The sequence below is a fragment of the Streptomyces sp. B1I3 genome, assembly GCF_030816615.1.
GTDB lineage: Bacteria > Actinomycetota > Actinomycetes > Streptomycetales > Streptomycetaceae > Streptomyces.
In genome coordinates this window covers 6,727,745-6,750,123 of record NZ_JAUSYD010000001.1, presented here as the reverse complement: position 1 = coordinate 6,750,123, position 22,379 = coordinate 6,727,745, and the positions used below count along the sequence as shown (strand labels likewise).

14 protein-coding genes and 1 rRNA gene are annotated in these 22,379 nt (G+C 71.4%); 6 read left to right on the top strand and 9 right to left on the bottom strand.

Annotation, left to right across the window (positions count from 1 at the left end; all coding sequences use genetic code 11):
* Window positions 1-144: 144 nt before the first annotated feature.
* Window positions 145-1,670: ribosomal RNA gene (locus QFZ58_RS30660) — 16S ribosomal RNA — on the bottom strand.
* Between the two features lie 684 nt (window positions 1,671-2,354).
* Here QFZ58_RS30660 and QFZ58_RS30655 point away from each other — a divergent pair.
* Both QFZ58_RS30655 and ptsP read left to right on the top strand, forming a co-directional pair.
* Entirely contained in the window at window positions 2,355-2,804 is a 450-nt protein-coding gene (locus QFZ58_RS30655) for a PTS glucose transporter subunit IIA (RefSeq protein ID WP_307128122.1), read from the top strand.
* Window positions 2,805-2,892: 88 nt separating this feature from the next.
* Window positions 2,893-4,563 carry a phosphoenolpyruvate--protein phosphotransferase gene (gene ptsP, locus QFZ58_RS30650; protein ID WP_307128121.1) on the top strand — a complete coding sequence of 557 codons (1,671 nt, stop codon included), beginning with the start codon at window positions 2,893-2,895 and terminating at the stop codon, window positions 4,561-4,563.
* A 110-nt stretch (window positions 4,564-4,673) separates the two neighbouring features.
* Here ptsP and QFZ58_RS30645 read toward each other — a convergent pair whose 3' ends face one another.
* Complete coding sequence (locus tag QFZ58_RS30645) at window positions 4,674-5,639, bottom strand: hypothetical protein (protein ID WP_307128120.1); 966 nt, start codon at window positions 5,637-5,639, stop codon at window positions 4,674-4,676.
* 78 nt (window positions 5,640-5,717) lie between these two features.
* The gene (locus QFZ58_RS30640; protein WP_307128119.1) at window positions 5,718-7,694 is read right to left on the bottom strand and encodes an acetoacetate--CoA ligase; all 1,977 of its coding nucleotides are present in this window, start codon (window positions 7,692-7,694) and stop codon (window positions 5,718-5,720) included.
* A gap of 217 nt (window positions 7,695-7,911) precedes the next feature.
* On the opposite strand from QFZ58_RS30640, the gene QFZ58_RS30635 reads away from it, so the two are divergent.
* Window positions 7,912-10,281, top strand: a complete 2,370-nt coding sequence (locus QFZ58_RS30635) for a glycoside hydrolase family 31 protein (RefSeq protein ID WP_307128118.1) — start codon at window positions 7,912-7,914, stop codon at window positions 10,279-10,281.
* Here the strand turns inward: QFZ58_RS30635 and QFZ58_RS30630 are convergent.
* Window positions 10,272-10,769 (bottom strand): NUDIX domain-containing protein, encoded by a 498-nt coding sequence (locus QFZ58_RS30630; RefSeq protein WP_307128117.1) that lies wholly within the window; start codon window positions 10,767-10,769, stop codon window positions 10,272-10,274. The genes QFZ58_RS30635 and QFZ58_RS30630 overlap by 10 nt on opposite strands.
* A gap of 62 nt (window positions 10,770-10,831) precedes the next feature.
* Here QFZ58_RS30630 and QFZ58_RS30625 point away from each other — a divergent pair, with 62 nt between their 5' ends.
* Both QFZ58_RS30625 and QFZ58_RS30620 read left to right on the top strand, forming a co-directional pair.
* On the top strand, window positions 10,832-11,638 hold the full coding sequence (locus QFZ58_RS30625) for a M15 family metallopeptidase (RefSeq protein WP_307128116.1): 807 nt from the start codon (window positions 10,832-10,834) through the stop codon (window positions 11,636-11,638).
* A 157-nt stretch (window positions 11,639-11,795) separates the two neighbouring features.
* A complete protein-coding gene (locus QFZ58_RS30620) occupies window positions 11,796-12,143 on the top strand; it encodes a DUF962 domain-containing protein (RefSeq protein WP_307128115.1) in 348 nt (115 codons plus the stop codon).
* Between the two features lie 139 nt (window positions 12,144-12,282).
* Here QFZ58_RS30620 and QFZ58_RS30615 read toward each other — a convergent pair whose 3' ends face one another.
* Genes QFZ58_RS30615 through QFZ58_RS30600 form a run of 4 tightly spaced genes read right to left on the bottom strand, consistent with a single transcriptional unit; the run spans window position 12,283 to window position 16,602 of the window.
* A complete protein-coding gene (locus QFZ58_RS30615; RefSeq protein WP_307128114.1) occupies window positions 12,283-12,888 on the bottom strand; it encodes an ATP/GTP-binding protein in 606 nt (201 codons plus the stop codon).
* Window positions 12,869-13,285: a DUF742 domain-containing protein gene (locus QFZ58_RS30610; protein ID WP_307128113.1), complete on the bottom strand. Its 417-nt coding sequence runs from the start codon at window positions 13,283-13,285 to the stop codon at window positions 12,869-12,871. Before QFZ58_RS30610 ends, QFZ58_RS30615 begins: the two co-directional genes overlap by 20 nt.
* A 9-nt stretch (window positions 13,286-13,294) precedes the next feature.
* Window positions 13,295-13,735, bottom strand: coding sequence for a roadblock/LC7 domain-containing protein (locus QFZ58_RS30605; RefSeq protein ID WP_307128112.1), 441 nt, complete (start codon window positions 13,733-13,735; stop codon window positions 13,295-13,297).
* Window positions 13,732-16,602: a nitrate- and nitrite sensing domain-containing protein gene (locus QFZ58_RS30600; RefSeq protein WP_307128111.1), complete on the bottom strand. Its 2,871-nt coding sequence runs from the start codon at window positions 16,600-16,602 to the stop codon at window positions 13,732-13,734. Before QFZ58_RS30600 ends, QFZ58_RS30605 begins: the two co-directional genes overlap by 4 nt.
* Before the next feature lie 463 nt (window positions 16,603-17,065).
* Between QFZ58_RS30600 and QFZ58_RS30595 the strand changes: the two genes are divergently transcribed.
* Complete coding sequence (locus QFZ58_RS30595; protein ID WP_373428612.1) at window positions 17,066-17,527, top strand: hypothetical protein; 462 nt, start codon at window positions 17,066-17,068, stop codon at window positions 17,525-17,527.
* Window positions 17,528-17,645: 118 nt separating this feature from the next.
* Here the strand turns inward: QFZ58_RS30595 and QFZ58_RS30590 are convergent, their stop codons facing one another.
* The gene (locus tag QFZ58_RS30590) at window positions 17,646-22,358 is read right to left on the bottom strand and encodes a hypothetical protein (protein ID WP_307128110.1); all 4,713 of its coding nucleotides are present in this window, start codon (window positions 22,356-22,358) and stop codon (window positions 17,646-17,648) included.
* Window positions 22,359-22,379 lie beyond the last annotated feature (21 nt).

Below are 22,379 nucleotides of genomic sequence, written 5' to 3'. Positions count from 1 at the left end.
ACCACGTTCCACGCCGAAGCAGTACTAGTAGCGACCAACCTGTCGTGCCGAATAGTCAACGTTCCACCCATGAGCAACCAGCACCGAACATTCGCCGGTGTACTGGCCTCTGACCCGGAAAACCGGGTAAGAAGTGCTCCTTAGAAAGGAGGTGATCCAGCCGCACCTTCCGGTACGGCTACCTTGTTACGACTTCGTCCCAATCGCCAGTCCCACCTTCGACAGCTCCCTCCCACAAGGGGTTGGGCCACCGGCTTCGGGTGTTACCGACTTTCGTGACGTGACGGGCGGTGTGTACAAGGCCCGGGAACGTATTCACCGCAGCAATGCTGATCTGCGATTACTAGCAACTCCGACTTCATGGGGTCGAGTTGCAGACCCCAATCCGAACTGAGACCGGCTTTTTGAGATTCGCTCCGCCTCGCGGCATCGCAGCTCATTGTACCGGCCATTGTAGCACGTGTGCAGCCCAAGACATAAGGGGCATGATGACTTGACGTCGTCCCCACCTTCCTCCGAGTTGACCCCGGCAGTCTCCTGTGAGTCCCCATCACCCCGAAGGGCATGCTGGCAACACAGAACAAGGGTTGCGCTCGTTGCGGGACTTAACCCAACATCTCACGACACGAGCTGACGACAGCCATGCACCACCTGTATACCGACCACAAGGGGGGCACCATCTCTGATGCTTTCCGGTATATGTCAAGCCTTGGTAAGGTTCTTCGCGTTGCGTCGAATTAAGCCACATGCTCCGCTGCTTGTGCGGGCCCCCGTCAATTCCTTTGAGTTTTAGCCTTGCGGCCGTACTCCCCAGGCGGGGAACTTAATGCGTTAGCTGCGGCACCGACGACGTGGAATGTCGCCAACACCTAGTTCCCAACGTTTACGGCGTGGACTACCAGGGTATCTAATCCTGTTCGCTCCCCACGCTTTCGCTCCTCAGCGTCAGTAATGGCCCAGAGATCCGCCTTCGCCACCGGTGTTCCTCCTGATATCTGCGCATTTCACCGCTACACCAGGAATTCCGATCTCCCCTACCACACTCTAGCTAGCCCGTATCGAATGCAGACCCGGGGTTAAGCCCCGGGCTTTCACATCCGACGTGACAAGCCGCCTACGAGCTCTTTACGCCCAATAATTCCGGACAACGCTTGCGCCCTACGTATTACCGCGGCTGCTGGCACGTAGTTAGCCGGCGCTTCTTCTGCAGGTACCGTCACTTTCGCTTCTTCCCTGCTGAAAGAGGTTTACAACCCGAAGGCCGTCATCCCTCACGCGGCGTCGCTGCATCAGGCTTTCGCCCATTGTGCAATATTCCCCACTGCTGCCTCCCGTAGGAGTCTGGGCCGTGTCTCAGTCCCAGTGTGGCCGGTCGCCCTCTCAGGCCGGCTACCCGTCGTCGCCTTGGTAGGCCATCACCCCACCAACAAGCTGATAGGCCGCGGGCTCATCCTTCACCGCCGGAGCTTTTAACCCCGTCCCATGCGGGACAGAGTGTTATCCGGTATTAGACCCCGTTTCCAGGGCTTGTCCCAGAGTGAAGGGCAGATTGCCCACGTGTTACTCACCCGTTCGCCACTAATCCACCCCGAAAGGCTTCATCGTTCGACTTGCATGTGTTAAGCACGCCGCCAGCGTTCGTCCTGAGCCAGGATCAAACTCTCCGTGAATGTTTTCCCGTAATCGGGATCACAACACGAGAGCGGAACAACCGATCGGAATAAGAACGGTTGTTCACAGCGTCCTCGCTGTTGTTGCCTACCGGACCGGTAAAGGCCGGCAGGACTTTTTCAAAGGAACCACCAACCTGCCGAAGCAGGCCGGGGTATCAACATATCTGGCGTTGACTTTTGGCACGCTGTTGAGTTCTCAAGGAACGGACGCTTCCTTCGGTCCCGTTTCACCGGGGCCCTCCGGGCGCTTCCCTTCGTTCTTGCGTTTCCGACTCTATCAGACTCTTTCGTGTCCGATTCCCGGCCGAAGCGGGTTCCTGCTGTTTCGCTTTCCAGTTCTTCGCTTTCGCGTTTCCCTTTCCGGCGAGTCCGACTCTATCAGGCCTTTTCCATTTCCCTGACCAGGTCCCGCAGGCATGCAGGATTACGGTCGGAGATACAGTCTGTGCTTGGGAGTCGCCGCCGGCCCCCGACTCGACGTCGCGTTGGGGCCAGGCAGGAGTACGACAGTACAGGTTGCCGTGAGACGAGGCAAATCCCGTCCGGTGCGTCTCTAGGTCTGTCAACCGGTAGCTCTCGGGCGGAACCGGGACTTCATATGACTTACTCTGCTGATCAGTACGCCGTCCTTCATCAGCCCCGGCGGCGACACAAGAATCTCCACCCCCTGGGAGGCTCCCCATGACCACAGTGACGTCCCCTCTTGCCGGCCGCGTCATCGGACTCACCGCGGTTCCCGACCCGGTGTTCTCCGGCGCGATGGTGGGTCCCGGTACCGCCATCGACCCGCTGCGCGAGCCGTCGGAGGCCGTCTCGCCGGTCGACGGCATCGTCGTCTCCCTGCACCCGCACGCCTTCGTCGTCGTGGACGACCAGGGACACGGCGTGCTCACACATCTCGGTATCGACACCGTCCAGCTCAACGGTGAGGGTTTCGAGCTCCTGGTGAACAAGGGGGACACCGTGACCCGTGGCCAGGGCATCGTGCGCTGGGACCCGGCCGGTGTGGAGGCAGCCGGAAAGTCCGCGATCTGCCCGGTCGTGGCGCTCGAGGCCACCGCCGACTCCCTCTCCGATGTCCGCGAGGACGGCGACGTGAAGATCGGCGAGACGCTGTTCGGCTGGCAGTGACACGCTCGGCTCGATATCAGGCGCAGTGACAAGCCAATTGGGCATACACCGCGGCGGCACAGCCACCGCACAATCGGAGACGGGTGAAATGGAGACAACGCTGCGAGGCGTCGGCGTGAGCCACGGTGTGGCGATCGGCGAGGTTCGGCACATGGGCACGGCGGTCCTGGAGCCGCCCGCCAAACAGATTCCCGCGGAGGAGGCCGAGCGCGAACAGGGGCGTGCCCGCCAGGCCGTGGAAGCTGTCGCGGCCGACCTGATTGCGCGCGGCAATCTGGCGGGGGGCGAGGCTCAGCACGTGCTCGAGGCCCAGGCCATGATGGCTCAGGACCCCGAGCTCATCGCCGATGTGGAGCGCCGCATCGCTGTCGGCAGCACCGCCGAGCGGGGCGTGTACGACGCGTTCGCCGCCTACCGGGCGCTGCTCGCCAATGCCGGTGAGTACCTGGCGGGGCGGGTCGCCGACCTCGACGACGTACGCAACCGGATCGTCGCGCGACTGCTCGGCGTCCCGATGCCGGGCGTGCCGGACAGCGACGAGCCGTACGTACTGATCGCGCGTGACCTGGCTCCGGCGGACACGGCGCTGCTCGATCCGACGCTGGTCCTGGGCTTCGTCACCGAGGAGGGCGGGCCGACCAGCCACAGCGCGATCCTCGCGCGGGCGCTCGGCGTGCCGGCCGTCGTGGCCCTTCCTGGAGCCGGGGAGATCACCGAGGGCACGGTCGTCGCGGTCGACGGCAGTACCGGTGAGATCTTCGTCGAGCCGAGCGAGGATAAGCGTTCCGAGATGGAGAGCGCCGCGGCGGCCCGCAAGGCGGCTCTCTCCGCCACGACCGGTCCCGGTGCCACCTCCGACGGCCACAAGGTCCCGCTGCTCGCCAACATCGGTGGTCCTGCGGACGTGCCGGCGGCGGTGGAGGCCGGCGCCGAGGGCGTCGGGCTCTTCCGTACCGAGTTCCTGTTCCTGGACGACAGCAAGCAGGCTCCGTCCGAGGAGAAGCAAGTCACGGCCTACCGCGCGGTACTGGAGGCGTTCCCCGAGGGGCGCGTGGTCGTCCGGGTGCTGGACGCGGGTGCGGACAAGCCGCTGGACTTCCTGACACCCGCGGACGAGCCGAACCCCGCGCTCGGTGTCCGTGGCCTGCGCAGTCTGCTCGACCACCCCGATGTCCTGCGGACGCAGCTGACGGCCCTGTCCAAGGCGGCCGAGGGTCTGCCGGTGTACCTCGAGGTCATGGCCCCGATGGTGGCGGACCGCGCCGACGCCAAGGCGTTCGCCGACGCCTGCCGTGAGGCTGGGCTGCAGGCGAAGTTCGGCGCGATGGTGGAGATTCCGTCCGCCGCACTGCGGGCGCGCTCGATCCTGCAGGAAGTCGAGTTCCTCTCGCTGGGCACCAACGACCTGGCGCAGTACACCTTCGCGGCCGACCGTCAGGTGGGAGCCGTGTCCCGGCTCCAGGACCCCTGGCAGCCCGCGCTCCTGGACCTGGTCGCGCTGTCGGCCGACGCCGCCAGGGCCGAGGGCAAGAGCTGCGGTGTCTGCGGTGAGGCTGCATCGGACCCCCTTCTCGCCTGTGTGCTGACGGGTCTGGGCGTCACCTCCCTCTCGATGGGTGCCGCGTCCATTCCCTACGTGCGCGCGACGCTCGCGAAACACACGCTGGCGCAGTGTGAGCGCGCGGCGTCCGCCGCCCGCGCCGCGGACTCCGCCGATGAGGCGCGCCTCGCCGCGCAGGCCGTGCTGTCGGGCGAGTAGCGCCTTCCGGCGCCGGGCCCGGGCCGAAGTCCGGAGCCGAAGGGGTTCCCGTCGTTCACGGCGGGAGCCCCTTCGGCGTCTCACCGGTCCTCACCTGTGCCCGCGGTGTCTCAGTGGTGCTCCCCCGGTGCGTCGGCGCCGAGGTCGAAGCCCGCGCAGTACTCGACGCCGGATTCCGGTGGGACGGGTTCACCCGTCTCGGCATCGGTGCAGTAGGCGCTGAAGACCTCTCCCGCCGTGAGCGGGACGAGACCGCCGCGGACCAGGCGCCAGCCGTGCACGCGGTCCGGGCGATGGGGAACGGTGGTGCGCAGGACGACACCGCCCGGCATCTCGAGTGCGACGCCCACGGCGAGCACGGTGGTGAATTCCGCTCCCTCCGAGGAGTCGAGACGGGCGGGACCGCCCCCCTCCCCCGTGATGTGGAGGACCGCGAGGAGCTGTTCGTTCTTCGTGGGCGTGCTGCAGACCACGTGGTGCGTGCCCGGTCCCGCCGTCTCCAGCAGCCGGACGAGGAGATGGGAGGCCCGGTCGAAGGCGGCGCGGCCGATGTCCTGTCCGCAGTCCGCGCAGTCGCCGAGGCCGGCCAGGAGCATCGTGGCGTACTCCCAGGTCGCCCGGCGGACGGCACGCGACACGAGCAGCGGGATCAGGGCGTCGATGGGCTGGCCCTGGTAGGCCACGGTGGCGCCCGCGGCGGCGACTTCGGCGGTGAAGCGGCTGCGGCTCGCCCGTCCGTCCGGATCGAGGCCGGTTTCCCTGCAGAACTCGGCGTAGTCCTCGGGGTCGAAGAGGGCCACCGTGGTGTGGGTGCCCTGCGCGGCGAGTGACCTGAGCAGGCCTTCGACCTGCTGGAGATAGACGGCGTGGTCGTCGAAGGTGAAGCTGCGGTAGCGGCGCATGGCCGCGAAGTCCTCCGCGTCGACCAGGAGGCCCACGGTGCTCGGTGCGTCGCGGCGCAGCGCGCGCCGCACCGAGGGGCCTGACCGGTGGCGGGTGTGCCCGGTACGCCTGCGGCGCTTCGCCCGCCCGACGCGCTTCGTCGTCTCGGTGTTCGTCTGCTCGGTGTGCGCCATTGAGTCCCCCTGTGCACTGCGATCGATGCTCACTCAGCGTAACCAGGGGGGCTGACAACGGCTCGTCCGGACGAGGGGTCAGCGGCGCTGCCGGGCGAGGGTCTCGTAGAAGTGGAGGAGTTCGAGGTTGTCGATGGAGCCCGGATTGACCGCCTTGGACAGGGCTGTGCCCTGGAGGAGCCGCTTGACCGGAACCTCGATGCGCTTGCCCGTGAGGGTGTGCGGGATGCCGGGGACTTCGATGATCTCGTCCGGCACGTGACGCGGGGAGAGGTTCTCGCGGATCGTCCGCTTGATGCGGTCGCGGAGTACGTCGTCGAGGGCCGCGCCCGGCGCCAGGTGGACGAAGAGCGGCATCCAGTAGCCGCCGTCGGGTTCTTCGAGACCGATGACGAGGGACTCACGGATCTCGGGGAGCCGTTCGACCGCCTCGTAGATGTCGGCGGATCCCATCCGCACGCCCTGCCGGTTGAGCGTGGAGTCCGAGCGGCCGTGGATGACGACGGAGCCGCGGTCGGTGATGGTGATCCAGTCCCCGTGGCGCCAGACGCCGGGGTACATGTCGAAGTAGCTGTCGTGGTAGCGGCTGCCGTCGGGGTCGTTCCAGAAGCGGATCGGCATGGAGGGCAGTGGGCTCGTGACGACGAGCTCCCCGACCTCGCCGATCAGCGGTTCACCCGCGGGGCCCCAGGACTGGAGGTCCGTGCCGAGACAGGGGGCCTGCAGTTCGCCGATGTGCACCGGGAGGGTGGGGACCGCGCCGGCGAAGCAGCTGCACACGTCCGTGCCGCCGCTGACGGAGGCGATCCACAGGTCGTCGGCCACCTCGTCGTGGAGCCAGCGGAAGCCGTCGGGCGGCAGCGGGGACCCGGTGGTGGCGACGCACTGGACGCGGCTGAGGTCGTGGTCCCGCCCCGGATGGATGCCGGCCTTCCGGCAGGCCATGACATAGGCGGCCGAGGTACCGAAGAGTGTCGCGCCGGTCTGTTCGGCGACGCGCCACTGGGCGCTGACGTCCGGATGGCCGGGACTGCCGTCGTACAGCACGACGGTGGTGCCGGTGAGCAGGCCGGAGACGAGGAAGTTCCACATCATCCAGCCGGTGGAGGTGTACCAGAAGAAGCGGTCGTCGGGGCCGAGGTCGCAGTGCAGACCGATCTGCTTGAGGTGTTCGAGGAGGATGCCGCCCTGGGACTGGACGATCGCCTTCGGAAGTCCGGTGGTGCCGGAGGAGTACAGCACCCACAGCGGGTGCTCGAAGGGGACCTGCTCGAAGACCGGTTCGGCGTGGGAGGAGGTGAGCTCGGACCACTCCAGGGCTCCTTCGGGTGCGTCCGTCCCGAGGAGGGGGATGTGGACGACCGCGCGGAGGGTGGGCAGTTCACGGCGGAGCTCGGCCACGGTGCCGGTGCGGTCGTGTTCCTTGCCGCCGTAGCGGTAGCCGTCGACGGTGAACAGGACGACGGGCTCGACCTGCTGGAAGCGGTCGAGGACGCTGCGGGCGCCGAAGTCGGGGGCGCAGGAGGTCCAGACACCGCCGACCGCCGCCGTGGCGAGGAAGGCGACGACGGCCTGCGGGATGTTGGGGAGGTATCCGCTGACCCGGTCGCCGGGGGTGACGCCGAGGGCACGCAGTTCGGCGGCCAGTGAGCCTGTCTGACGCCGGAGTTCGGACCAGCTGACGGGGACCTGGGTGTGGGTCTCGTCGACGTACACCAGGGCGGGGGCGTCCGCGCGCAGCGGGTCCTGCGCCGAGCGAAGGGCGTGTTCGGCGTAGTTGAGGGTGGCACCGGGGAACCACTGGGCGCCGGGCATGCCGCGGTCGCCGATCACGGTCTCGTAGGGAGTGGAGAAACGTACGTCGAACCAGTCGGCGACGGCCTGCCAGAACGTGTCGAGCTCGTCGACCGACCAGCGGTGCAGAGCCGCGTACCCGCCGTCGGTGGGGGCCCCGTACCGCTCCGCCGCCCAGCGTTGGAAGCGGGTGACGGCAGCGGCCTCGATGCGATCGGGGTCGGGCTGCCAGAGCGGGGCTTCGCCGGCTGCTGAGGTCATGGGGGCTCCCTGGCCTTTCGGGTACGCGGGTGTGCGTGCGTCGCGCGCACGGGCTGGGGTGTGCGCGTGAGCGGCATCCACGGACGATGCCATGTGATCGTATTTCGCACCAGGGTGTCCCTCCCATGGTCGTGTGTCCGGCTGTGTGGTGCGGCCACAGGTGAACGGAAGCTGAACGGCGTCCACCGCGGGCCGGGCGGGTGGCAGGGTGGCCTGCATGGATGGTCGTGACCTGGTGCGCGCGGTGAGGCTGGTCGGTTCTGTGCAGGGGATGCGTACGGTGCGTTCGGCGTGGCGGCGCCGGCGCGCGGACGCGCGGGCACTGGCCCCGCGGGGTGCGGAGCGGGCGCGGGTGCCCGGTCTTCTGGTGAGTGCCGAACCGGGCCCGGGCGGGGGTGCGGTGAGGTTCGTCCGCTCGGAGCTGCGTGTCCGGGTGTGCGCCGGCGGCGCGGTGTTCTGGTCCTGGGACGGCGCGGATCCGCTGCCCTCTTACGCGCTGCCGGGGGCGGCGCCGGAGCCGGACCCCCGGGCGCGGCTGGAACCGGACACGAACGGTGGCTGGCAGGTCGTCGCGGAGCGGCTGACGGTGGCGGTGTCGCGGTACGGGGCGGTGGAGCTCCGTACCCCGGGCGGGGTGCTGTTGCGCCGTGAGTTGCCGCCGCGGTGGTGGGAGCCCGTGGGCGGGGGTGTGGCGCGGTGGGTGCAGCTGTCCGAGGTCCCGGCCGACGCGCGGTTCTTCGGGCTGGGCGGACGGGCGGACGGCCCGAGGCTCCGGGAGGGGGCGTACCGGCTGTGGAACACGGGTGCGGACGGCCGGTCCGGCCCCGGGGGCGGTCCGCCGTCCCTGGCGATGCCGGTACAGCTGGTCGTGTCGGACGCGGGGACTCACCTGGCTTTCCACGACAACACGTGGCCGGGCCGGGTGATGCTCCGGGAGGGCGAGGAGGGTGCGGGCTCCGGCCATGACCGGCCGGGGAGCTGCGAGGTGCGGATGGAGGGTGGTCCGCTCCGGTGCTGGGTCGTCGTCGGTACGCCGGCCAGGGTGCTGCAGGGCTGGACCGCGCTGACGGGTTCGCCCGCGCTGCCGCCGTCCTGGGCACTGGGTCCGCAGCACGCCTTGTGGGGGTCCGGCGGCGAGCAGGAGGTGCGGCGGCTCGTGGCGGGGTACCGGGAGCGCGGACTGCCGTTGTCGGCGCTGCATCTGGACATGGGCCACCTGGAGGCCCACCGGGTGTTCACGGTCGACCGGAGGCGGTTCCCCGGTCTGCCCGGGCTGGCGGAGGAGCTGCGTGAGGACGGCGTCCGGCTGGTGTCGGTCGTGGATCCGGCGGTGAGGGCGTCGCCGGGCGTTGCCGTGTTCGACAGCGGCGGGGCGGTGGGGGCGGCCGGTGCGTTCGTCCGGGACCCGCAGGGCCTTCCCGTGCGGGGCGAGGCATGGCCGGGCGAGTGCGTCTATCCGGACTTCACCGATCCGCAGGTGCGGGCGTGGTGGGGGGCGTTGTACGAGGAGCGCCTCACCCAGGGGTTCTCCGGTGTGTGGCACGACCGGGACGGGCCGGCGGTGTTCCCGGCGTTCGGTGATGCTTCGCTGCCGCGTTCGGCCGGGCACGCGCTGGAGGGCCGGGGTGGGGATCACCGTGAGGCGCACAACGTGTACGGCCTCGCCATGGCGCGGGCCGGTCACAATGGGCTGCGCCGACTGCGGCCCGGTGAGCGGCCGTTCCTGGTCTCCCGTTCCGGGTGGGCGGGAGTGCAGCGGTACGGCGGTACCTGGTCGGGGGACGTGGCCACGGGGTGGCCGGGGCTCAGGGCGTCGCTGGCCCTGGTGCTCGGTCTCGGGCTGTGCGGGGTGCCGTACTCGGGGTCCGATGTCGGCGGGTACGACGGGACACCGTCGCCCGAGCTGTATCTGCGGTGGTTCCAGCTGGGTGCGTATCTGCCGTTGTTCCGTACGCGGGCGGCGGCCCGGGCGGGACGGCGGGAGCCGTGGGAGTTCGGGCCGCAGGTGCTGGAGCACGCGAAGGCCGCCCTGGAGGAGCGGGAGCGGTTGCGTCCGTACTTCGTGACGCTGGCGCAGCTGGCCCGGCTGACGGGTGCCCCGTATGTGCGGCCGTTGTGGTGGGAGGCGCCCGGGGACCGGGCGCTGCGGGAGTGCGAGGACGCGTTCCTGCTGGGTGACGCCCTGCTCGTGGCGCCGGTCCTGGAGAGCGGGGTCGACCGGCGCGGCGTGCGGCTGCCCGCGGGGCGCTGGTACGACACGGTGACCGGCCAGGCGTACGAGGGGCCCGGGCAGGTGGTGGTGGACGCGCCGCTGTCACGGATTCCGGTGCTGGCCCGGGCGGGTGCCGTGCTGGTGGTGCGGGGGACGGACGGGAGGCCCGAGCTGGAGGCGTGGGCGCCCGCCGCGGGCCGTACCGGGGGCGGTCCGGTCGTCGCCGACGGGGGTGACGGGTGGGCGCGGGCGGAGGTGGAGCGGTACACGTCGCGGCTCGTGGACGGACGAGTGGTGGTGGAGCGGGACGGGCAGGAGGGGCGGGTGCCGTATCCGGTGCGGGTGCGGGGAATGCCGTCCGGGGCTCAGCCGTAGCGGCCGGCGAACCAGGCGTGTACGGCCCGCGTGTGCAGGGGGAAGGCCAGGGTCCGCGGGGCGCGGAGCACGGCGTGTCCCGTTGTTTCGTCCGTCGGTGCGGAGGGTGGGAGGCCGGCGGCGGGCCGGGGCGGGAGCAGGCCGAACAGCAGGAGGTGGCCGTCGGATGAGCTGAGGGCGTCGGCGAGCCGCACGTCCGTCTCCTCCGCCTCGATGCCCGTTTCCTCGCGCAGTTCCCGTACGACCGCGTGGCGCCAGTCCTCGCGGTGGTCGACGTATCCGCCCGGGAGGGCGATGCCGCCCCGGTGCGGTGGGACGGCGCGGGTGATGACGACGAGCCCACCGCCCTGGTGGTCGGTGACGGGCAGCAGGGCGACGGCGACCGGCAGCGGGTTGCGGTAAGCGGTGTGACCGCAGGCTGTGCAGGTGCGCGGCCAGGCTTCGGCGGCGTACGGAACTCCGCAGAAGCCGCAGTGGGAGTCCTTCACGAAGGCGGACTGTATCCGATCACCCTTTTCCTGCGGCCCCCGAACTGGTAGACGGTGTGGCCATGACAGGAATCGCTCTCACTCTGCGCACCCTGGCCGCCGCCGGCGCCACCCTGCTCGCCGTGGCCGCGGCCGCTCCGGCGGCCGAGGCGAAGCCCGAGCCGAAGGCTCCCCCGGAGTTCGTCGACCTGCGCTCCGTCGATCCGACGATCATCACGGAGATGCGCTACACCACCGCACACAACTTCGTGGGCGAGCCGGTGGACGGGTACCGGCAGCCCGTCTGCGTCCTGACGCGGCCCGCGGCCCGCGCGCTCCACGCCGCCCAGACGGGCCTCCTGCGCCAGGGTTACTCGCTCAAGGTGTACGACTGCTACCGGCCGCAGCGGGCGGTGGACCACTTCGTGCGCTGGGCCGAGGACCTCGACGACCAGGCCATGAAGGGGGAGTTCTATCCCCGTGTCGACAAGACGCGTCTGTTCGAGGACGGTTACATCGCCGGGAAATCCGGTCACAGCCGCGGCAGCACGGTCGACCTGACCTTGGTGAAGCTGCCCGCGCTGCCCACCCGCCCCTATGTGCCGGGCGAGGAGCCGGCTCCGTGCTACGCGCCGCAGAAGGAGCGCTTCCCGGACAATTCGGTGGACATGGGCACCGGTTACGACTTCTTCGACACCCTGTCGCACACGGACGACCCCCGGGTGCGGGGAGTGCAGCGGGCCAACCGGCAGTTCCTCAAGGAGACGCTCACCGGCCTCGGCTTCGTGAACCTGGCCGAGGAGTGGTGGCACTACACGTACAAGCCCGAGCTCTTCCCGGACACCTACTTCGACTTCCCGGTGGCCAGGCGCTCGGTCGCCGGCCACTGACGCCGCCGTAAGAGGATGGGCGGGCGGCACGGACCGCGGGCCTGCTGCCGGGAGAACGGGCGCCCGGGACCACCCCCGTGGGCTCCGGCCGCCCGTTCTCCTTGTCGGACGCGGAACTGCCGTGTCCGGTTGCCGCATCAGCCATTACGGTGCCCTTATGTCACAACAGGCGTTCGAATCGTACGAAGAGTTCTGGCCCTATTACGTCGCCATGCACTCAAGGGCGGCGACCCGGTGGGTCCATCTGACCGGGACCCTGACCGGTCTCGCGGTCACCGTCTACGGGCTGGCTCGGGGCCGAAGGCGGTACGCGGCGGCATTGCCCCTGATCGGGTACGGCACCGCGTGGCCCGCCCACTTCCTCATCGAGAAGAACAATCCGGCGACGTTCGGGCACCCGGCGTGGTCGCTGCGGGGCGATGTGCAGATGATCCGGATGATGCTCGCCGGACGGGACCGCGAGCTGGCGGAGACGGCGGCCGAGTGGCTCGCCCAGAACGCCTGACAGCGGCTCGTGCGCGCAGGGTTGACGACCCGTCACCGCGGGTGAAGACTCCTGCCACGGCCGCTGACCGTCCGTGCCGTACGCGGCCCGTACCCCGGTCGGCGGGGGTGCGGGCCGCGTTCGGTGCTGCCGTCGGCTCTCAGGCCCTGGCGGGTTCCCGGAGCGCGTCGGCACGCGCCATCGCATGCTCGACGACCGCGACCAGCACGTCCCGTACGGACGCCCGGTCTCGTGCGTCGCAGAGCAGGACCGGCACCTCGGGGTCGAGGTCGAGCGCCGCCCTCACCGTCGGCACGGGGAACTGTTCGGCTCCCTCGAAGAGGTTCACGGCGACGGTGAACGGGATCCGGCGGCGCTCGAAGTAGTCGACCGCCGCGAAGCTGTCCTCGAGCCGCCGGGTGTCTGCCAGGACCACCGCCCCCAGGGCGCCTTGGGCCAGCTCGTCCCAGAGGAACCAGAACCGGTCCTGGCCCGGTGTCCCGAAGAGGTAGAGGACCAGGTCCTCGCGCAGCGTGATCCGCCCGAAGTCCATGGCCACCGTGGTGGTGTCCTTGGCCTCGATCCCTGCGAGATCGTCCACGGGACGGCCCGCCTCGCTCAGTCTCTCCTCGGTCCGCAGCGGTCTGATCTCGCTGACCGCACCCACCAGGGTCGTCTTGCCCACACCGAAGCCGCCCGCCACCAGGATTTTCAGGGTGACGGGCTCGACGTGCCGCCTTCTGCGGCTAGAGCGCCCGAAGGCCATTGATCACCTCGCGAAGAATGCTCACGTCCGGCAGCTCGGCCGGCGGAACGGGACGGGTGACGTGCACCAGCTCGTCCTCGACGAGGTCACCGACCAGGACACGGACCACCCCGACGGGGAGGTCGAGTCCGGAGGCGAGCTCGGCGATCGACTGGGGCATGTCGCTGCACAGTTCGACGATCTCCACGTGTTCCGGGGAGAGCGTCTGGTCCCGGCCGGGATCGTCGGCCGCCGGTTCGGGCATCACGATCGCGATCAGGTCGAGACGGTGACGGGACGCGCTGCTGGTACGCCCCCGGGTCATCGCGTAGGGGCGGACCACCGGGCCCGCGTCGGCGTCGTACCAGCGGGAGGGCGGTGATCCGGGTACGGCGTCCCGGGCGGAGTCGGCGCTCATGCCATCCCCTCACCCTCCGGCGGGCGTACCGGTCGTCCGGGGGGCGTTGGCCAGGTGGATCCCCACACGCTTGACCATGAGGGTCATCTCGTAGGCCACCTGGCCGACGTCCGAGTCGGAGTCGGACAGGACGGCGAGGCAGCTGCCGTCACCGGCCGCCGTGACGAAGAGGAAGGCCTCGTCGAGCTCGACGACGGTCTGCCGGACCTGCCCCGCGTCGAAGTGGCGGCCCACGCCCTTGGCGAGGCTGTGGAATCCGGAGGCGACGGCGGCCAGGTGCTCGCTGTCCTCACGGCTCAGGTCCTTCGACGTGCCGGTGGCGAGGCCGTCGCTGGACAGCACCAGCGCCTTGCGGATGCTCGCGACGCGTTCGACCAGTTCGTCGAGGAGCCAGTCGAGTTCGCCGGAGCCCTGGCGTGAGGTGTGGTGTGCGGCGTTCGGTGCGGTCATCGACCGTCCCCTCCCGGAGTCGTTCCTGGTGCTGTCTCGCCGGGGCCGGTCGCGTCCTCGGCGTTCTGCCGACGGCCGCGCTGCCAGCCGCGTTGAAGCGAAGCCATGCGATTGCGTACTTCGTCCGCGTCACGTTCGAGGTCCTCGGCGGTGACGGCGGGGGCGTGGCCGGGAGGCCGTCCTGCGGAGTCCTCCCGAAGCTGTGGGGCCAGGCTCGCCTGCCGGACCCTGCGGGGCAGGCCGCCCACGGTGTCCGGTGCGGGCGGCCGGGAGGCGGCGGCGCGCTGCGGCGGGCGGGCCGCCGGGCCCTCGGCAGGGGGCGCGGCGCCGGCGGAGGGCCCGGGGGCCGGGCGGCCCGCGCCGGGATCCGTGGTGGCGGAGGTGCGGGCGCGGCCGGGGGACGCCGGGAACCCCTGGGGGCCCGAGAGGGCCGGGGAGCCGTCCGGCAGGGTGGGGTGCGAGCGCCCCGGTTCGGCGATCCGGCGTCCTCTGTCGCTCACCAGCGTCGGCGGTGTGCGGCGCGGCAGCGGTACCGGCCCCGCGGGACGCATCGGGCGGACGTCCGCCAGGCGCCCGTCCGCCTGGTCGACGGCCTGCTGATGCTGTTCCCGGTCGGCGTCCCGGCGCAGGTCACGGGCCCGGAAGATGCCTCCGCGCTCGCTCTCGGTGTCCTCCAGGTCCGACACGCCGTCCAGGACGGGGGCGAGGGCGGGGTCGAGCGCCCGGTCGAGCGCGGGATCGTCCAGCCCGAGTCCGCCCACCGGGCCCTCGAGCTCCACGGGGCCGTCCAGGACCGAGGGGTCGGTGAGGCCGGTGGGTACCGGGGAGAGCCCTGCGGGCCTGCCGGAGCCGTCCGTCGACGGGCCCCTGCGGGCTCTGCCTGCCCCGGACGCGTCGGTGCCCTGCTGCCGGGCGCCGCCGATCGCCTTCTCGGCCCGGCGGTCGAGACGGAAGCCGGTGCCGTGGGTGTCGGGGGCGTCGGTGAGCAGCTGGGCGGGGATGAAGACGACGGCCGTCGTGCCTCCGTACGGCGAGGTCTGGAGCGAGACCCTGACGTTCTGGCGCTGGGCGAGCCGGCTGACCACGAAGAGGCCGAGACGGTCGGTGTCGGAGAGCTCGAAGTCCGGCGTCTCGGCGAGGCGCAGGTTGGCGTCCAGCAGGACTTCCGGCGCCATACCGAGGCCGCGGTCGTGGATCTCGAGGGTGAAGCCGTTGGCCACGCGTTCGCCGTGCACCTGGACGGCGGTGTGCGGGGGCGAGAACACGGTGGCGTTCTCCAGCAGTTCCGCGATCAGGTGGGTGAGGTCGGCCACGGCCGGGCCGCCCACCCCGATCCTGGGGAGTCGCCGGACCTCGATCCGTTCGTAGTCCTCCACTTCGGCGACCGCCGCGCGTACGACGTCCATCAGCTGGATGGGCTTGCGCCACTGGCGGGAAGGAGCCGCGCCCGAGAGGATCACGAGGCCTTCGGCGTGGCGCCGCATCCGGGTGGTGAGGTGGTCGAGGCGGAAGAGGTCGGCGAGTTCGTCGCTGTTCTCGGTACGGCGCTCCATGGTGTCCAGGAGTGTCAGCTGGCGGTGCAGGAGCACCTGGTTGCGCCGGGCGAGGTTGACGAAGACCTCGGAGACTCCGCGGCGCATGTCCGCCTGTTTGACCGCGGCCTCGACGGCGGCACGCTGAAGGGTGTTGAGGGCCTGGCCCACCTGGCCGATCTCGTCCCTCTCGTACTGGAGGTGCGGGGCCTCGGTCTCGACGTCGACCAGTTCGCCCGCTGCCAGCCGCCGCATCACGCTGGGCAGCCGTACCCCGGACACCTCGTGGGCGTCCTTGCGGAGCCGGGAGAGGTCGCGGACGAGTTCGCGTCCCACGCGCACGGAGACGAAGACGGACACGAGCAGGGCGACGAATCCGAGGACACCGGCGACGCCGGCCTTGATCAGGACCCGGTAGCCGGCGGGTTCGGCACGGTCCTGGAAGCGGTTCGACATCTCGGTGCTGTCGTTGGCCAGGTGCTCCAGGACCGGCGGGGCGACCTCCTGCCAGCGTGCGGCGTCGACGGCGCCGGGCTTCCTGAACGGCCCGGCCGCGATGAGCCGCTGTTCGGCGGTCCGCAGCGGTTCGGTGTCGGGGCTGCCCCAGTACTGCTCCATGCGTCCGCGCTCGGTCGCCGGCAGGAGCTCGAGGTTGACCTCGTAGAGGAGCTTGCGGCTGGCGGCGAGGTCGGAGACCACGCGCAGTTCGGGGGCGCCCAGCCGTCCCGCGACGAGTCCCGAGGCGACCAGCGCGTCCTCGCGGGAGAGCATCTCCCGGGCACGGGAGACTCCGACCAGGGCCCGGACCTGCTTGTCCATCGACACGTTCTCCCGCGTGTGGAGACCGTTCAGGAAGCGGTAGCAGGGGTCGACGAGGCCGTTGTAGAAGTCGAGCGCCCTGGTCCGGTCGATGGTGCGCCTCTCGACGGAGTCGCGCAGTGCGTCCAGGCCGTCGACCTCGCCGAGGATCGAGTCGAGCCTCGACTCGGCGTCCGGGCTCAGCGCGTCGCGGACGTCCTCGCGCTGGGCGCTCCGGCGGACGTCCGCCACGACCCGGTCGGTCACGGCTCGTTGCCGGCGCAGGAGGGGCAGGGCGTCGGAGGCCCGGGGGTCGGCGAGGAAGACGAGCGTCTGACGGCGTTCGCCCTGTACGGCGCGAACGGTGTCCTCCAGCGGGTGGCCGACCTTTTCCACGATGGCGCTCGCGCTGATCAGTTCACCGGCTTCGCGCCCGGTGATGTAGGTGGCGAAGACCCACAGGCCCGTGAGCGAGAGGAGCGGCACCAGGAGCAACGCCACGATCTTCCTGCGGATGGACTTCCCGCGAAAGCGCATGGCCTCCCCCAGCTCGACCCCGCAGCGCGGGGGTGGTTGTTCCGGTGCTCCGGCGGTGGTTCACCGAAGGTCCGTCGGTGTTCCGTCAACAAACGGCGCGAGCCTACTACTGACCTACAGCCAACTCGAAGGCGTGTCCGGACGATTTTCGGTCTCTCATTCCGGAGTTGATCACCAGTTGTCCTGGTATTCCCTACGAAGAAATTCGCGAAAGCGACAGAGAGCGCCTGGCAGTAGGCCGCATTCCCGCTCCGGTCACTTGGCTGGAACTCTTCGTTCAACGACCTCTCGGGGCCGATTGCGGACGTTCGGGGGAATCTTCGTCGTCCTGCGTTCGTCCAGACGTACGGGGAAGAGGACTTGAAGGGCTCGTGCGGCACGGCCGGCAGGCGCCGCCCGCGTAGAACGGGCGCAAGCCGGGCAGCCACCCTTCGGTCCGACAGTGGTGGGGAGTTGAAGGTCCTTGGAAACGGACGAACGTCGCAGTGCGGTGCCGGCGGCAGCCACAGCGCCGGGGCGGGAGGGCCGGGGGGAGATCCCCCGGCAGCTGTGGGTGGAGGAGCCGGCGGAGCGACGGCGGATGCCGGATCCGGTCCGGACGGCCGCTGTACGCGCCGTGCTCATCATGTCGCTGACGATCATTCAGGCGATGGTGGCTTTCCTCTGCACACTGGCCGGCTCGTGGCTCGCCGTCCCGATGGTGATCGGGGGCGTGGCCGGCACGGTGGTCGCGACGTGGTCGGTGCTGGACGTGTGGGTCACCCGGCAGGTGTGGAACCAGCGCCACGGCGTGGTCTCGGTGCCCAGCAGCACGGCGCGTCGGATGCGCCGCGAGCGGCGGACTGCCCGGCGGACGGCCCGGGCCCGGGCGCGCAAGGAGGCCCGGATACGCCGCCGGGGCGCGGGCGGGCTCTCCCGGGCCTGAACTCCCGCGCCCCGGCGGCGGCCGCGGCGGGGACCGTCGGCCCGGTGGGGCCGACGGTCCTGGACTCGCGCGTCGGGTCCCGGCCCTTCCGCCCGGCCGGGGTGGGTGCGGGTTCGTGTCAGCGGGGCGTCGTCTCCGTGCGCATCTCGGGTACCTGCGAGCTCCTCGCGGTTTCCGGGGCGGGCGCGGACCGTTTGAACATGCGGGTCGCCGTGATCTCGCCGTGGACGGTCTCCCCCTCGGGGTCCTGCTGCGGAAGCCCGGGGCGAAGGTGCTCCTCCACGCTGATGTACTTCAGTCCCGCCCGCAGATCCGCGTCGTTGCGAAGCCGGATGACCAGGGGGAACTCGGCGAGAGCCGTGGTGTCGAACAGACCGGTCGTGTAGAGCAGCTGCACGCCCAGCGCGTCGGACACGGCCCGCTGCAGTTCGAGCAGATACGTGGCGTTGGCCCGCCCGATGGGGTTGTCGAGGAAGAGCGTCCCCGCGTGGCGGTGCCGGTCACGTCCCCGGTCGTTGCTGCGCAGGGCCGCCATCGTGCAGTAGAGCGCGATGGCCGCGGTGAGCAGCTGGCCGCCGGAGAAGACGTCCCCCATCTGCCCGACCGGGACCCGTTCGGCGCGCAGTACGGCGTCCGGCTTGAGGATCTCCACGGCGATGCCCTTGGGCTGGAGGGCCGCCTGCACGCCGCGCAGCAGCAGGGACATGCCGTCCCTGCGCAGGTCGGAGTTCTTCTTGAGGGCCGCGTGGGTGGCCTCGTCGATGACATCGCCGAGGCGTTCGGTGAGGGTCGCCTGGTCGGGTTCCTCGAAGCGGATGCGGAGGAATTCCTGACCCGACCATTCGCCGAGTCCCTCGGGGAGCTGGGAGAGGCGCTGGGCGGAGCGCAGGGTCGTGAGGGCGGATTCCACGAGGCCGCGCAGCCGGTCGACGATGGAGTCGCGGTTGCGTTCCAGCTGGGCCAGCTCGTCGGTCAGCACGCGCAGCCGCGGGGCGAAGGCCGTGGCCCACTTCTCCGCGTGGTCGGGCAGGGCGGCTGCGGGGAGTTCCCGGATCTGCTGGCGTGCCGGCGTCCGGACCTGTTCGTAGCGGGTGGAGTTGGCATGCCGTACGAGCACGTCGCTCGCTTCCCGTACGGAGCTCTCCGCCGCCGACAACTCGGTGCTGCAGCCGCGCAGTGAGCGGCGGGCCTCGGCGGCGGACTGCCTGGCCTCCTCGAGGGTGCCGGGGTACGGGCCGGGGGCGTCGTTCTCGTCGTCCGCGCCGTGGTCCCTGAGCAGGTCGCGCAGGAGCGCCGCGGTCTCGTCGAAGCCGCTCGCCGAGTCCTCGGCGGTCCGGTGGGCGCGCAGGAGTTCGGCGTGGGCGGCGCGGGCGGTGTCCAGGGCCTCGGTGGCGGAGGCCAGTTCGGCCGTGGCCGCGCGAAGCAGGGTCTGGGCGTGGCCGGCGTCGGCCGGGGCGAGGTCCTCGGGGAGCTCGGTGTGGTGGGGTGCGTCGTCGGCCGGCGCGAGCCGTTCGGCTTCCCCGCGCAGCCTGCCGAGCTGTTCGCTCGCCGTCGACGCCCGGGTCTCCAGGAGTTGGACGAGGGTCTCCGCGCGCGCTGCGGCGGCCTGCCGGGAGGGCCCGTCGGCGCCGTCGGTGCCTTCGAGGAGCTGGGCGGCGCGGGTGCGCACCTTGTTGGTGAGGCGGTCCAGCTCGGCCAGGGCGGCGCTCTCGTCGCTCTCGGCCCTTGCCTGCTCGGCGCGCAGGTCGGCGCCCACCCCGACCTTCTCGTACAGCTGGGAGGCGGCCCGGTAGGCCTCGCGCAGGGCGGGGAGCGAGGTGCGTGTGCTGCCGGCGGCCGGTTCCGGAAGGACTTCCGGGGCGCCGGCGATCTCGGCGCGCTCCGCCCGGAGGGCCCGGGCGGTGCGGTGGGCGTCGTCGGCGGCACGCTGGGCGGCCCTGCGGTCCTCGTCCGCGGCGCGCGCACGCTCCAGGCAGGCCGTGGCCCGCGCCTCCGACTCGGCTGCCTCGTCGGTCAGTTCACGCAGCCGGGCCTGCCAGGCCGCCCGGTCACGCAGGCGGTGGGCGAGACCGGCGAGTGCGTCGGCGACGCGGCGGGCCCGCTGGGCGGCTTCCTGCCGCTCCTCCCGGACGCGCGTGGCGTCGGCGGCCGCCTGGTCGGCCTCGGCGCGGACGGTGCGGGCCTCGGCCAGGACGGCTCCGGCGGTCTCGGCGGCGGCGCGGGCGGTGCGGGCGGCCTCACCGAGCTCACCGAGCATGCCGGGCGGGCAGTCGGCACGCCACGCGCCGATACGGGCGGCGAGCGCCCGGTCGGCGGCCAGCCGGGCCGCGAGCGTCCGGATGTCCTCGTCGCGGGCGGCGGCCCGGGTCCTGAGGGCCTGCCGCTCCTCGTCGGCGGCGTGCTCGTCGTGCATCGCCGGGTTGGGCGGAACCAGGAACACGTCGTCCGTGCCGGTTCCCGGACCCGGCGCCGGTACGGGGGCCAGGAGCGCGGCGGTGGTTCCGACGGCCACGGCCGAGCGGGGCAGCAGTGCGGCGGCGGCGAGGACTTCCCGGGCGCGGCTGTGCGCGTCAGGGTCGGTGATGACGACGCCGTCGACCAGCTCGGGACGCGCGGCGAGCACCGCGGCGTGGTCGGCGGGGTCGACGGCCTGGGCGAGGTAGCGCCAGCCCGGCAGCGCCGGGATGCCGTGCTCACCGAGGTACTCGACGGTCGCCAGGACGTCGGGGCCGGGCGGCAGCAGTCCTCCGTCGCCGAGGGCGCCGAGGATGCGGGAGTCGTCGGCGGCGGCGGTGCGCAGGTCGAAGAGCCTGCGTTCGGCGGATGCGACGCCCTGGTCGAGGAGTTCACGCAGTTCGTCGGCTGCCGCGTCGAACTCCTCGGCGGTGAGCGCGTGCGGGTCGCGGGGGGCGGAGCCCGCCGCACGGTCCGGGTCCTCCGTCCCGGCGGAGGACCGGCGGGGGCGGGGTACACCGGCGCCGGCCGATCCCGGCAGGCCCAGCAGGTCGGTGAGGCGGTGGTCGGCTGCGATCGACTCGGCGGCCCTGCGCTCGGCTTCGTACGCCCGTTCGGCGGCCTGTGCGCCGTCGGCGGCCCGCGCGGCGGCGAGCTCGGCGCGGCTCTCGGCCGCGGCGGCCTCCCGCGCGTGGTCGGCCGCGGATCGGGCGGCCTCCCTGGCGGTGTCCCAGGCGGCGACCGCGGACTGCTCCGCGTCGTTCGCGGCGAGGGCCGCGCGGGCCGGGTCGGCATCCGGCGCGGTGTCGTCGAGCCAGCCCGCCCGTACGGCTTCGGCGGTCTCCTGCTCGACCTCGGTGAGGCGCTGTCGCAGGTGCCCGGCCTCGCTGCGGGCGCGCTGTGCCTCGGTCGCGGCGGTGGTGGCGTCGCGGTGCGCCGTCTCGCCGGCGGCCTGGAGCGTGGCGGAGCGCTCCTCCTCCTCGTCGGCCACGCGCTCGCCCGCCTCCGCCGCCGTGTGCAGGGCGCGTACGAGATCGGCGGCGGCCGTGGCGCGAGCGGCGAGGGCCGGGGCCGCGTCCCGCTCGGCCTCGCGGATGGCCACGGCGACGCGTGCCGAGCGGTCGGCCGCCGCCCGGTGACGCAGGACCGCCTCGGCGGCCTGCCAGGCGGCGTGCAGGGTGCGCGCCTCGCCCAGCTCGCGGCGCTGGGCCGCGGCGCTCTTCTCGGCGGCGGTCAGGGCCAGCGAGGCGTGCCGGTAGGCCAGCTCCGCGGCGACCAGGGACCGCCGGCCGCGGTCGGCTTCGGCCTCGGTGACGGTGCGGGCCGCGGCGGTGACCTGCTGGGCGAGCTCCGCGGTGCGGCCGCGTTCCTCTCCGGCACGGGCGGAGAGCCTGCGGGCGAGGGTGCGGGTGCGCCGTTCGGCACCCGCGTGGATGTCGCGGCTGCGGGCCCTGGTCGCGGTGGCGTCGACGATCCGGCCGAGCAGTTCGACGGAGCCCGCTGTGAAGTCGCGCTCGGCGGTGAGCTCGGCGCGGCGGCCCAGCTTGTTGCCGAAGCCGCTGACGAGGTCGGCGAGACCGTCGGTGTCCCGGGTGTCGGTGACCGCCCGCAGCAGCAGATCGGTGAAGTCGGAGTCCTTCTTGACGGCGAAGAGGCCGGCCGCTTCTCCCTCGTCGGCGTTCATCTCGCGCTGGTAGCGGAAGAGTTCGGGGTCGAGCCCGAGGTCGCCGAGGTGTTCGTTCCAGCGGTCGTGGATCTCTTCCCAGTGGACGTCGAGGTGCTGGTAGAACTTACCCGCGTCCATGAGGGCGTCGCGGAAGCCCTTCATGGTCCGGCGCCTTCCCTGGGCGCCCGAGACGCCCTCGACGGGCCGGCCCACCGCGGTGGCCTCGGCGACGGGCAGGCTGTCCAGGCTGAGGCCGGGCCCGGGGCGGAAGGAGTACCAGGCCTCGGCGAACTTGCGCGGGTCGTTGGAGACCTGGCGTCCACGCCATTCGCTGACCTTGCCGACGACGACGCACTCACCGGTGAGGGTGTGCTGCCATTCCAGGGCGACGTGTCCGCAGTCGTCGGCGAGCAGGAACTTGCGCAGCACGCCGGAACTGGCGCCGCCCAGGGTGTTGCGGTGCCCCGGCAACATCACGGAGAAGATCAGCTTGAGCAGGACGGACTTGCCGCCGCCGTTCTCCAGGAAGAGCACCCCGGCGGGCGCCGGGCGGCGCGGCGGGCCGACGGGCTCGTCCTCGAAGAACTCCGCCTGGGCCGGGGCGGGACGGGGCACGGGCTCCCCGACTCCGCGCAGGTCGAGCACGGTGTCGGCGTAGCGCGCACCGGCGGGCCCGATGGAGTAGAGGCGGACCCGGGACAACTCGTACATGGCGGCGGACTCTCGTCGTTG